The organism is Actinoplanes sp. KI2, from assembly GCF_025630775.1.
Lineage (GTDB): Bacteria > Actinomycetota > Actinomycetes > Mycobacteriales > Micromonosporaceae > Actinoplanes.
The window spans coordinates 49273-61439 of sequence record NZ_JAOSZE010000001.1; the positions used below are offsets into that span (position 1 = coordinate 49273).

The 12167-nt window shown below is 71.8% G+C and carries 11 protein-coding genes; 5 read left to right on the forward strand and 6 right to left on the reverse strand.

What is annotated here, in order from left to right; genetic code table 11:
* Positions 1 to 147 precede the first annotated feature (147 nt).
* Positions 148 to 597: a prepilin peptidase gene (locus ODJ79_RS00200; RefSeq protein WP_263021195.1), complete on the forward strand. Its 450-nt coding sequence runs from the start codon at positions 148 to 150 to the stop codon at positions 595 to 597.
* On the opposite strand, the gene ODJ79_RS00205 is transcribed toward ODJ79_RS00200, so the two are convergent.
* The 4 genes from ODJ79_RS00205 to moaA form a co-directional block, all read right to left on the reverse strand.
* A complete protein-coding gene (locus ODJ79_RS00205; protein ID WP_263021196.1) occupies positions 584 to 3781 on the reverse strand; it encodes a UvrD-helicase domain-containing protein in 3198 nt (1065 codons plus the stop codon). The two genes, ODJ79_RS00200 and ODJ79_RS00205, sit on opposite strands and share 14 nt — an antisense overlap.
* Before the next feature lie 66 nt (positions 3782 to 3847).
* Positions 3848 to 5128: a metallophosphoesterase gene (locus tag ODJ79_RS00210; protein WP_263021455.1), complete on the reverse strand. Its 1281-nt coding sequence runs from the start codon at positions 5126 to 5128 to the stop codon at positions 3848 to 3850.
* Positions 5129 to 5634: 506 nt separating this feature from the next.
* Positions 5635 to 5877: a MoaD/ThiS family protein gene (locus tag ODJ79_RS00215; protein WP_263021197.1), complete on the reverse strand. Its 243-nt coding sequence runs from the start codon at positions 5875 to 5877 to the stop codon at positions 5635 to 5637.
* 1 nt (position 5878) lies between these two features.
* Positions 5879 to 6895: a GTP 3',8-cyclase MoaA gene (gene moaA, locus ODJ79_RS00220; protein WP_263021198.1), complete on the reverse strand. Its 1017-nt coding sequence runs from the start codon at positions 6893 to 6895 to the stop codon at positions 5879 to 5881.
* Positions 6896 to 7060: 165 nt separating this feature from the next.
* Here moaA and ODJ79_RS00225 point away from each other — a divergent pair, with 165 nt between their 5' ends.
* Positions 7061 to 7825 (forward strand): class I SAM-dependent methyltransferase, encoded by a 765-nt coding sequence (locus ODJ79_RS00225; protein ID WP_263021199.1) that lies wholly within the window; start codon positions 7061 to 7063, stop codon positions 7823 to 7825.
* Positions 7826 to 7893: 68 nt separating this feature from the next.
* Here the strand turns inward: ODJ79_RS00225 and ODJ79_RS00230 are convergent, their stop codons facing one another.
* A complete protein-coding gene (locus ODJ79_RS00230) occupies positions 7894 to 8775 on the reverse strand; it encodes a fructosamine kinase family protein (protein ID WP_263021200.1) in 882 nt (293 codons plus the stop codon).
* A gap of 56 nt (positions 8776 to 8831) precedes the next feature.
* Between ODJ79_RS00230 and ODJ79_RS00235 the strand changes: the two genes are divergently transcribed.
* The 3 genes from ODJ79_RS00235 (at position 8832) to ODJ79_RS00245 (ending at position 11136) form a co-directional block, all read left to right on the forward strand.
* The gene (locus ODJ79_RS00235) at positions 8832 to 9335 is read left to right on the forward strand and encodes a GNAT family N-acetyltransferase (protein ID WP_263021201.1); all 504 of its coding nucleotides are present in this window, start codon (positions 8832 to 8834) and stop codon (positions 9333 to 9335) included.
* Between the two features lie 98 nt (positions 9336 to 9433).
* Complete coding sequence (locus tag ODJ79_RS00240; RefSeq protein WP_263021202.1) at positions 9434 to 10519, forward strand: DUF4192 domain-containing protein; 1086 nt, start codon at positions 9434 to 9436, stop codon at positions 10517 to 10519.
* A 59-nt stretch (positions 10520 to 10578) separates the two neighbouring features.
* A complete protein-coding gene (locus ODJ79_RS00245) occupies positions 10579 to 11136 on the forward strand; it encodes a hypothetical protein (protein ID WP_263021203.1) in 558 nt (185 codons plus the stop codon).
* 134 nt (positions 11137 to 11270) lie between these two features.
* On the opposite strand, the gene fdhD is transcribed toward ODJ79_RS00245, so the two are convergent.
* Positions 11271 to 12095, reverse strand: coding sequence for a formate dehydrogenase accessory sulfurtransferase FdhD (fdhD, locus tag ODJ79_RS00250; RefSeq protein ID WP_263021204.1), 825 nt, complete (start codon positions 12093 to 12095; stop codon positions 11271 to 11273).
* Between the last annotated feature and the right edge of the window lie 72 nt (positions 12096 to 12167).

Sequence of the window (12167 nt, forward strand, 5' to 3'; positions counted from 1 at the left end):
GGCTACGCCGACGAGCCTCGTCGGCACTGCGCGGATTGCTTGCGGCCGTTTCCCCCGGGGCTCCCAGGGTGGGTACGGGCGGGAGCCGCGTGCCCCTGCTCCGGGAGTGGTGGCTGCACGGTCCTCGCCGGCGGGACGGTGGCGGCGGTGCTAGCGATCGCGATCGGGCCCTCCCCGATGCTGCCGCCCTACCTGCTGGCGGCCGTCCCAGCAGTGCTGCTCGCGGTGATCGACCTGCGCTGCCGGCGACTGCCCGATCGACTGGTCGGCGCCGTGGCGGTGCTGGCCGGCGCGCCGTTGGCGGTGCTGCGGCCGGAGCGGATCGGGCCGGCGGTCCTGGCTGCGGGGACGGTGCTCCTCGCGTACGCAATCCTGGTTTTGCTCGGAGGTCTTGGACTCGGCGACGCCAAGCTGGCCGCCGTGCTCGCGTTGATCCTGGGTTTCGCCGGTTGGCCGGCGGTGCTCACGGGGGTGCTCGCGGCGCACCTGATCAACGGGCCGATCGCGCTGTTCCTGCTGGTCAGGGGGCGGCGCCGAGCGCTGCCGTTCGGGCCGGCGCTGTTGGTCGGAGCGCTGCTGGCGCTCACAACAGCCTGAGCTGCCGGTCCCTCGGACGGGCCGGGACGATGTCGCCGAGGCGCTCGAACAGCCCCGAGTCGATCGCGTCGAGGAACGGGGTCGGGCTCTGCTCGCGTTCGCTGCCGTGCCGGAACCGCCGCGCCGCGTGGGTGACGTAGAGGCGGTCCTGGGCGCGGGTCAGGCCCACGAAGAACAGCCGGCGCTCCTCGGCGATCTCGTCGTCCGCCGGCGCCGAGCCCGGCCAGCGCAGCGGCAACAGGCCGTCCTCGCAGCCGACCAGGAAGACCACCGGGAACTCGAGGCCCTTGGCGGCGTGCAGGGTGAGCAGGTTGACCGCCTCGGCGCGCGGGTCCAGCGCGTCCACCTCGGCACCTGTCTCGATCTCCTGCAGCAAGCGCGGGAGGTTGTTCCCGACGCGCTGGGCCAGCGGCGTGAGCAGGTCGGCGGCGGTCCAGATGTCCTCCGGGGCGAGCTGCTCGGCGTCCAGCGTCGGCGCGGCGAAGCGTTGGGCCAGCACCTGCGCGGCCAGCTTCACCCGGGCCGCGAGCGAGCCGCCGGGACCGCCGGGACCGCCGGGACCGACTGAACCGCCGGGACCGACTGAACCGCCGGCGTGCCGCAGCTCGCGGGCGATGGCCTGGACACCGGCGCGGTCGCGCAGCCGGTTGTGCGAGCGCTTCTGCACCGGCACGCCGGCCCGCGACAGCGCCTCGACGATCGGGCCGGACTGGGCGTCGGTGCGATAGAGCACGGCGATGTCGGAGAAGGACAGGTTGCCGGCGGCGGCTGCGCGGGAGTCGATCCGGCCCGAGTCCAGCGACCGGTGCGAAAGGCCGCCGACCAGCTCGTCGATCGTGCGAACCACGAAGTCGGCCTCGTCGGCGACGCTCGCCGCCGGATAGCGGCCGACCAGCGCGGCCTCGGGGTCCAGCCGGGCCGGGTCCAGCCGACGGCCGCTGACCAGCGAGGACGGCGCGATCGCCTGCACGGCGGCGGCCAGGATCGGGGCGCTCGACCGGTAGTTGCGGGTCAGACGGACCAGGCGGGCGTCGACGAAGTCCTCGTTGAAGCGCAGGAAGTACTTCACGTCGGCGCCGCGGAACGAGTAGATCGCCTGATCGGGGTCGCCGATCGCGCACAGGTTGCCGTCGGCCGGGCTGAGCAGGCGCAGCAGTTCGTACTGGACCTCGTCGACGTCCTGGTACTCGTCCACGAAGATCCACTGCCACTGCTTGCGGTACTTCTCGGTCAGGGCGGGCTCGTCCCGCAGCAGCTCGACCGGCAGCCTGATCAAATCGTCGAGGTCCACGAGATCCTGCTGGCGGAGCAGCTTCCGGTACGCGAGATCGTCGTCGCCGGCCTGCTCGCGAGCCTCCTTCTGCTCGTGCTCCTCGGCTATGCGCCAATGCGGCCCGAGCCCGGCCGCCTTGGCGTTCTCCTTGAGGATGGTCAGCCCGACCGAGTGGAAGGTGCCGACCGTGATGTCCTCGGCCACGTCGCCGAGCAGGGCGTCGAGGCGCTCCCGTAGCTCGGCGGCGGCCCGGCGGGTGAAGGTGATGGCCAGGCAGCGGTGCGGGAAGACACCGAGTTCGGCGCAGAGGTACGCGATGCGGTGGGTCAGGGTGCGGGTCTTGCCGGTGCCGGGGCCGGCGACGATCAGGAGGGGGCCGCCGGGGGCGCTCGCGGCGACTCGTTGCATGGCGTCGAGGCGGTCGAGCAGACCCGTTCCTACCTCTTCCATGCCGGCGAGCATCGGCTCGAAGGGTTCGTGCGGGCTCGGGGGCGTGGCGATGGGCGGTTGCGGCTTAGCCTTGACCGATTTTGTCGCCTTTTTCGCGATATTTGCTGGCTTTTCAGGCTGGCGCTGCTGCGGGACCTCGAACATCGCGACGTCGAACAGCGTCTCGGTCTGCGCCGGGGCGGACTTGTGCTTCAGTTCGCCGGGGTCGAACAGGGAAATAACGCCATATTCGCCGTCATAGCCCGGAACGCGGCGGACGTCGCCGCGGCGCAGCCGGGTGATCGCCTCCTGAAGATCGTCCCCGCCGGCCTGGCCGATCTCGTCGAGCGGCGTGCGGCGCAGGATGTCCAGCTCCGAGCCGAGCGTGGCGACCAGGTGGTTGAGCTGCGCCTCGACCGTCTTCGACTTCGGCCCGACGCCGTTGATCTCGCCGAGCACCTCATGGAGCTGGATCAGGTGCTCGACGTGACCGTTCTTCCGGTAGCCGGCCGGACGGTCGGCGAGATCCTCGACGCGGCTCAGCACGCCCACGGTCAGCGGCTTGCCGCATTCCGGACAGCGGCCGCCGGCCTCCCGGGTGCGCTCCGGCTCCCAGTTGACCCCGCAGACCCGGTGCCCGTCGGCGTGGTACTTGCCCTCCTCGGGGAAGAACTCGAGCGTACCCGCGAGGGTGTTTCCGTTCTTGACGGCCTCGTAGTCGGGGACGCCGGCGAACAGCGTCGCCTCCCGGGCCAGCGCGGCCGGGGAGTGCGCGTCGGAGTTCGAGACCAGCCGGTATCGGTCCAGACTGGACACCCGCCAGTTCATCTCCGGGTCCGAGGAGAGGCCGGTCTCCACGGCGGTGATGTGCTCGGCGAGATCGGCGTAGCAGTCGGCGATCGCGTCGAAGCCGGACTTCGAGCCGAGCGCCGAGAACCAAGGCGTCCAGATGTGCGCCGGGACCAGATAGCCGCCCGCCTCCAGGGTGATCTCCAGCAGGTCGCGGGAGTCGAGCCCGAGGATCGGCCGGCCGTCGGCGGTGAGATTGCCGATCCGGCCCAGCGCGGTGTTGAATTTTCCGGCCGCCGCGAAGTCCGGCATGTAGATGAGGTGGTGCACCTTGCGGGTGCGGTCATCCCGCTTGTAGATCGTCGAGATCTCGACGCTCAGCATGAACTTCGCTTTTTCCGCCGCCTGCAGCGATCCCGGCAGACGGTGGGTGACCTCGTCCTCGTCCCGGTAGCGGAACAGGCCGGCGGCGTCCTCGACCAGGCTCTCCTTGAGATGGTCGAACCAGGCGGGGTGGGTGAAGTCGCCGGTGCCCAGCAGGGCGATGCCCTTACGGCGGGCCCACCAGGCCAGATTGGGGAGCGTCAGATCGCGGCTGCAGGCGCGGGAGAACCGGGAGTGGATGTGCAGATCCGCGACGTATGTGTCCGCGGCAACCGAGGACCCTGCGTTCTCCGAGGGCACGCGCTGCATCCTGTCATGCCCTCCGGTTCCGCTACCAATCGCCACGCGCTGACAAACTTACGGATCTTGATGCCCTCACGTGGTCCGCAGCTCGACGACCGTGACCTGCGGAGGTGCGCCGACCCGTACCGGCGGGCCCCAGGTGCCGGCGCCGTTGGTCACGAAAACCGGGACGCCGTCCACCTCGCCGTAGCCGGAGACGACAGGTTGTTGCAGCTTGACCACCAGATTGAAGGGCACCATCTGACCGCCGTGGGTGTGCCCGGAGACCTGGAGATCGACCCCGAACGGGGCGGCCTGGCGGGCCGCGAGCGGCTGATGGGCCATCAGCACGACGGGCCGGGTGGTGTCCCGATCGCCGAGCGCCTTGGCGAAGTCCGGCGCATCGCCGTACGGCGTACCGCCGAGGTCGTTGACCCCGGCCAGATCCAGCCCGTTGATCTCGACCCGCTCGTTGCGCAGCGGCTTCACGCCCAGCTGCGCGACCTCCTCCACCCAGGGCGCATAGCCCGAGTAGTACTCGTGGTTCCCGGTCACGAAGTACGCCCCGAACCGCGACTCGATGTCGGCCAGCGGTGTCGCGAACCGCCCGAGCTCGGCCACCGTCCCGTCGACCAGGTCACCGACGACGCACACGATGTCCGCCCCGACCGAATTGATCAGCTCAACGATCCGCCCGACGTGATGCGTCCCCGCCAGCGGCCCGAGGTGAATGTCGGACACGACGACCAGCCGCGTCCCATCCATCCCCCACGGGAGCTTCGTCATCGGCATGGCCCACCGATTGACCTGCGGTGGCCCGAGGGCGGTCTTCATCCCGTACCCCGTGATGCAGGCGGCGGTCAGTCCGGCGAAGATCGCCATCCCGCGGGCCAGCACCAGCCGCCGATCGACCCCGGGACTCTCCTCGCCCTCGCTCTGGGCGTTGCCGCTCGTGCCCACGTCGCCCTCGGTGTTGCCGCTCGCGACCACGTCGCGCTCGGTGTTGCCGCTCGCGACCACGTCGCGCTCGCCCTGGGCGCGGGCGCTCACGCTTACTGCCGGTTCCGCCGTACGCCTCCGCGAGCGCCACAAGAGCAGCACGGCCGCGCGCAGGACCTCCAGCAGAACCAGCGTCACCAGCAGATAGAACATCAGGGCCAGCCAGAGATAGCCCGGCCAAGCCAGCCATTCGGCATAACCGGTCCGGGCGCCGATCAGCGTCGCCGGCAGCAGGACAGCCAACCCGACGGCCACGATTCCACCCAGCCGCCGATCCCGGCCGGACCCCAGCGGATCCCGCACAAGCCGCTTCCACAGATAGAAGTGAACAAGCCCGACGACGCCAAAGATCAGCCCAACGAACGCGACCAACACCGCTCCCTCAGCACCTAAGGCGTCAAGTTTGCCGCCGCGGCCGATCGCACCCACCACCGACGCCGAGTTTCACGATCAACCCGATGCCGCGCGAGCCGATGCGCGCCGCGCCCACCCGCGAGCCCGCCGCGGACCCAGCCCGCCGCGCCTGCCCGCGCCGACCCGCCCGAGCCGAGCACGCCCGCGCCGCGCCTGCCCGCGCCTGCCGGCTCGCGCCGCGCCCGCTCGCGCCGGGTCCGCCCGCGCCCGGCCTGCCGCGCCCGGCCTGCCCGCTCGCGCCGCGCCCGCTCGCGCCGAGCCCGCCCGCGCCGCGCCCGCTCGTGCCGAGGCCGCCCGCGCCGAGCCCGCCGGCCCGCGCCGAGCCCGCCCGCGCCGCGCCCGCTCGTGCCGAGGCCGCCCGCGCCGAGCCCGCCGGCCCGCGCCGAGCCCGCCCGCCCCCAGCCCTCGCCCGGCCGCGCCGCCCGGCCGCGCCCAGCCCGCCCCGCCGTGCCCGCCGGCGCCCGGGCTCAGCCGCCCGCGAACGGCGGCAGCACGTCCACCGTGACCCCGGCGGGCAGCGGCGCCTCGCGGTCGTGGCAGACGAGTCCGTCCACCAGGAAGCTGGCCGACTTCAGCACCAGCCCGAGCCGCTCCCCGTGCCGATCGGTCAACACCTGCACCAACTCCCGCAGCGACCCGGCCTCCGCCCCCTCGGACGACACCCCGCCCGCGGCGGCACGCGCCCCCGCGAAGAACCGCACGGCGATCACGTCAGCCCCCGATCGCCGACATCGGCCGAGCCGGCTGAAGGAAGCTTGGATCGTCGATCCCGTGCCCGGCCCGCTTGCCGCGCATCGCCGTCCGCCAAGCCTCCGCGATCTCCGGGTCGGACGCCCCGGCGCGCAGCAGCTTCCGCAGGTCGCTTTCGTCGGTGGCAAACAGGCAATTGCGGATCTGCCCGTCCGCCGTCAGCCGGGTGCGGTCGCAGTCGCCGCAGAACGGCCGGGTCACGCTGGCGATGACCCCCACCCGGGCGGGCTCTCCCGCCGCATCCACGTGCCCCGGCACGAGCCACGTCTCGGCCGGCGAGGTTCCACGTGAAACGGGATCGGGCTGTAGATCGAACGGCACCAGCGCTGCCAGGATCTCGTCGGCGGTCACCATTGTGTGCCGGTCCCACTGGTGCTGTGCGTCGAGCGGCATCTGCTCGATGAACCGCAGCTGATATCCGTACGTCAATGCGAACTTCAGCAGCTGCGGCGCCTCGTCCTCGTTGATCCCCCGCATCAGCACGGTGTTGATTTTGACCGGCGTCAGCCCCGCCGAGGCCGCCGCCTCGAGTCCCCGCAGCACGTCATCGAGCCGATCGCGCCGAGTGAGCCTGTTGAACCGCTCCGGATCCAGCGTGTCGAGCGACACGTTGATCCGGTCGAGCCCTGCCTCCCGAAGCCCAGCCGCGACCCGCTCCAGCCCGATGCCATTAGTGGTCAGCATCAGACGAGGTCGAGGCTCCAGCCGGGCGGCCGCCGCCACGATCTCGAGCAGCCCACGCCGCAGGAGCGGCTCGCCGCCGGTGAGCCGCACTTCGGCGATGCCCAGCAGCTCCACCCCGATCCGGATGAGCCGCCCCACCTCGTCGTCGGTGAGCTGCTCCTCACGAGGCAGCCAGGCCAGTCCTTCGGCCGGCATGCAGTACGTGCAGCGCAGGTTGCATCGATCGGTCAGCGACACCCGAAGGTCGGTAGCCACCCGACCGAACCGATCCACGAGCCCGGTCACGAGCGCCACCCCACGCCCGTACCTGATCTCGTCCTGTCATCCACGCTCCAAAAATAGCCGCTCCCGCCTGCCCGCGCCCGCGCTGATTTCGACCTGTGGACAAGCGCGCCCGGAGACGCCTTCCGCGCGGCGAAACAGGTTGATCAGAGCTCTGGGGGCCGGGAAAGTGGCGGCATGGCGACGTTCGAAGAGCTGGTGGCCGAGGGGTCGGCCGTTCCGGTCGACGGGTGGGACTTCTCGTGGTTCGCCGGCCGGGCCACCGAGGAGCGGCCGTCCTGGGGTTACGCGCGACTGATGGGCGAGCGGATGGCTGCGGCCCGGCGGGCGCTCGACCTGCAGACCGGCGGTGGCGAGGTGCTCGCCTCCATCCCGACAGCGCCCGAGGTACTGGTCGCCACCGAGGGTTGGCCGGCCAACGCGGCGCTGGCCCGCGAACGGCTTGCCCCGCTCGGCGGAAAGGTCGTCGAAGTGGGCGAGGACGAGCCCCTGCCGTTCCCGGACGGCGCCTTCGACCTGGTGGTCAGCCGCCATCCGGTCGCGGTGAACTGGGCGGAGGTGGCTCGGATCCTCGAGCCGGGCGGCACCTATTTCTCTCAGCAGGTCGGCGCCGGCTCGCTGAGCGAGCTGATCGACTTCATGCTGGGCCCGCAGGAGGTGGGCCGAGCCCGCGATCCCGAGCTTGCCCGCGAATCGGCGACCGCCGCCGGACTCGACGTGGTCGACCTGCGCAGCGAAGCCCTCCGGATCGAGTTCTTCGACGTCGCCGCCGTCATCGTCTTCCTGCGGAAGGTCATCTGGACGGTGCCGAAATTCACCGTCGACGCCTTCCGCGACCGCCTCCGAGCCCTGTACGACCAGGTCGAGCGCGACGGCGCTTTCGTGACCCACTCGCAGCGCTTCCTCATCGAGGCACGCAAGCCGGCCCGAGCGGCGACCTAGCGCTGTCCGGCCACTACCCGGAGCCGCCCGGGCGCCTAGATGACAGCCCGGAGCAACCGAGGGGTCGTCTAGCCGATTGCTCGGAGGGCCGCTTCGGCGGCTGTCGCCACCGCACTGCGATAGGAAGCACCGAACGCCGCGGTGTGCACCAGTAAGAGGTGTAGCTGATGCAGGGGAACGCGGGCGCGCCAGCCGTCGGACAGCGGATGCACCTCCTGGTACGCCGCGAGGATGCGATCCAGGTACGGGGCGCCGCCGAACAGGGCCAACTCCGCAAGGTCGGTCTCTCGATGGGCGCCGTGGGCCGCCGGGTCGATCAGGTAGGCCCTCGACGCGGACCACAGCAGGTTGCCGGGCCAGAGATCGCCGTGGGTACGGCTCGGCCGCTCTGGGTCGGAATAGGCATCCAGCGCGGCCAGGAGGCGGTCCAGCAGCGCGACATCGTCCGAGGTCAGCGCGCCGCGGTCGGCGGAGCGCTGGAGGAACGGCCGGAGGCGGCGGGCGGCGAACCACCGCCCCCACGGGCCCGGATCCTGGGTGTTGTCCAGCGGGAGCGGGCCGATGTAGCCGGGCCACGGGGCACCAAAGCTTTCGGCGCCGGTTTGGTGCAGGTCGGCCAGGTCACGGCCCAGACGCTCGGCGGATTCGGGCGTGGGTGACGCCTCGTCCAGCCATTCGGTGGCCAGCATCTGGGGGAGACCGGCGATCAGCTCCGGAACCGGGGCGCCCGCCTCGGCCAGCCAGCGTAGGCCGGCTGCCTCTGCCTCGTAGAAATCCGCAGGTGGAGAGCCGCCTGGCCAGGTCTTCGCGAAGATCGAGGTGCCGTCGTCCAAGGTCAGGCGGCTCGCGGTGGAGACGCTGCCACCACCCACCGGAGTCTCACGGATCCGCTGGTGGGTGAGAAATGTCGGGAGATGCTCGGGGTGCGTGCGTAAGTACGCCTGGTCCACGTGGTTATCTTCCACTTCGGCTTACGGACGTCCGGAAACGGAGTCAAAATGTCGGCATGACCCCTGTCACAGCGCGTTCGTACCGTCCGAGTGACCACTCCGCGGGTCGGCGGCTGTGGTCGGAGCTGACCAACCAGCACAACCGCATGTACGGCGAGCCCACCGACGACGGTGGCGAGGGTTTCGAGGAATACCTGACCCGGCTCGACCTGTGCGGGCTCTGGGTGGCCGACCATGCCGACGACGGGGTCATCGGGCTGGTCGGGCTGATCATCCGGGGCCGGGCCGGCGTGGTCGAGCCGATCGTGGTGACGATCTCGCACCGCCACAAGGGTGTCGGGCGCAAGCTGCTGCGCCACGTCGCCAACGAGGCACGCAAGAGGAACATGACCGCGCTGACGATCTCGCCGGCCTCGCGGAACGTGGATGCGATCCGCAGCCTGCACGCGGCCGGGTACGACGTGGTGTCATCCATCGAGCTCACCCTCGATCTCGAACGTAACCCGCACGAATGGCAGGAAGACGGGCTCGAACTGCACGATATGCAGTTCCGCTCGTAGCCGCCCGAACTTCTTCACCAGCTGTGGACAACCGTCGTTGTCCACAGCCCGGCGAATTGGCACCCGCGCGGAACGCCGGCCGAGGCACCATGCCGGACATGAACCCGGACTGCACGATCACCGCCTGCTCCTCGGCCGAGGCCGTCGCCGTTGCTCCCTACCTTCTGGGCTTCCACCCCCACCACAGCCTGGTCGTGCTCGGCCTGGTCGGCCATGCCGTCGACTTCGCCGTTCGCTACGACCTGCCGTCGCGAGTCACCGACTTCACCGAGCCGGCCGAGGTGATCGCGCGGCAGGGCGCCGATCGCGTGATCCTCATCGGTTATGGGCCGCCGGGGCTCGTCACGCCGATGGTCCTGGAGGTCGGGCGCGCCCTGCGGGCCGCCGACGTGACGATGGCGGATGTGCTCCGGGTGGCCGACGGCCGGTGGTGGTCCTACCTCGGCGGCCCCGCGGGTGGCACCCCGCTCGCGCCCGGGCTCGCGGCCCAGGCCGTCTATCAGGGCATGGTGGCGCTGCCCGACCGGATGGCGCTGGTTGCCAAGGTGTCGCCCGTCGAGGGCCGACAGCGGGCGGAGATGCGGGAGGCCACCGGTCGCGCTCGGGCGAGGGCCACCGACCTGGCCGCCGATGACCTGCAGGCGGGCCGCGGCGGCCAGTGGATGCGGCACGCCGGGCGGGCGGCGGTGCGCGAGGCCGAGCGGGCCGCCCGAGCCGGGCGCGCGCTGAGTCCGGATGAAATCGCTTGGCTCGGCGTGCTGCTCGTCAAGTCGGTGGTGCTCGACTACGCGATCGACCGGTCCGGGCCGGAGGAGTGGCGGATTCGGTTGTGGAACGAGGTGGTTCGTAAGGTCCAGCCGGAGCACGCGCCCGCCCCGGCCTGTCTGCTGGCCTATGCCGCCTGGCAGGGCGGTGACGGGTCGCTGGCCCGGGTGGCGGTGGATCGGGCACTGATGGAAGAGCCCGCGCACCGGATCGCCGGAATGCTCGACCGGCTGTTGGCGGCGGGGATCCGGTCGCATTCGGTGGTGAGGTTCACGCCGCCGGGCCGGTCGGAGCAGCTCCGCGGAGGCGAGGTACGGCGAAAAGAACGCCGCGGAGCGACGCGCCGCGAGCCAAGAGCGCCGCGCGGGGCAAACGGCGGCGGGCAAAAGCGCCGCCCCACCCGCCGCCGCTCGCTGTAGGACGCCGCCGCGTCGCCGCTCGCGCCTGCCGGTGGCCGCGCCGCTGCCGCTCGCTGCTGGTGGGCGCGCTGCTGGTGGGCGCGCTGCTGGTGGGCGCGCTGCTGGTGGGCGCGCTGCTGGTGGGCGCGCTGCTGGTCGGCGCGCTGCTGGTGGGCGCGCTGCTGGTGGGCGCGCTGCTGGTGGGCGCGCTGCTGGTGGGCGCGCTGCTGGTGGGCGCGCTGCTGGTGGGCGCGCTGCTGGTGGGCGCGCTGCTGGTGGGCGCGCTGCCCGTCGCCACGCCGCTCGTCCCGCCGCCGCGCCCCCTGCACCGGCCGCGTGCCTGCCCCGCGGCCTCGAACCGATGCGGTTGCGCCACCGGGGTGTCGGCGCTGGCCTCGAACGCGCCGGCAAACGCCGCCGCTTGCCCGAGGGCGGCCCGGGGGGTAGCGCGGGCGGGGCGGCGGCGCCGGCCGCCGTCGGCGTGGCTGGCGGGGACGGAGCGCGGGGGTGGGCGGCGCTGGTTCCCGTTGGCTGGCCGACCGGGGGCGTGCCGGGGTGGGTGGGGCGACGCTGGTTCTGTTGGCTGGCCGACCGGGGCGTGCCGGGGTGGGTGGGGCGACGCTGGTTCTGTTGGCTAGCCGACCGGGGCGTGCCGGGTGGGTGGGACTGCGCTGGCTGCGGCGGATGGGGCGGGGCCGGGAGGGGCGACCTGCCAGGAGACCGGCAGATTGCGTGCCGCGGCAGAGCCGAAGTGTCGCGGGACCCTTTGTGTTCAGACGGTGATGCGCTGTGGTGAGGTGTAGACGTTCATGGTCTCGCCACGAAGGAACCCGACGAGTGTCATTCCGGCCTCCTCGGCCAGCTCGGCGGCGAGGGTGCTGGGCGCCGACACGGCTGCCAGCAGGGGAATCCCGGCCATCCACGCCTTCTGGGTCAGCTCGAAGCTGGCCCGCCCCGACACCAGCAGCAGATGGCCGGCCAGCGGCAGCCGGGCCGCACGCACCGCCCAGCCGATCACCTTGTCCACCGCGTTGTGCCGGCCCACGTCCTCGCGGAGCACGACCAATTCGCCCGCGGCGGTGAACAGGGCCGCCGCATGCAGGCCGCCGGTCCGGTCGAACGTGCGCTGCGCCGCTCGCAGCCGGTCGGGCAGTTCGGCCAGTGTGCGGGCCGGCATCACCAGCGGATCGCCGGACACCTCGTACGGCGAGCGGGTCCGCACCGCGTCGATGCTTGCCTTTCCGCACACCCCACACGAACTCGTCGTGTAGAAATTCCGGCCGGGGTCGGTCAGCGGCGGCGGCACGTCCGGACCGAGCGACACGTCGACCACGTTGTATGTGTTCGGCGCGTCCGTTCCCGCGCACAACTGGGCGGTCACCACGTCGGTCGCCGATCCGATGATCCCCTCGCTGAGCAGGAACCCCATCGCCAGGTCGATGTCGTGCCCCGGGGTGCGCATGGTCACCGCCAGCGGCCGCTTGCGTACCCGGATCTCCAGCGGTTCCTCGGCCGCCAACTCGTCCGGGCGCCGCCGGGGCTCCCCGGTCGCCAGGTTGATCCGTACGACCGGTCGCCGGGTGGTGGAGCGCGCCATAGCGAGAGCCTATGCCGACGAGAAAGTGATCCACGACCGTGAAGTGAGCGCCCGGTCACGCTCGACACGCGC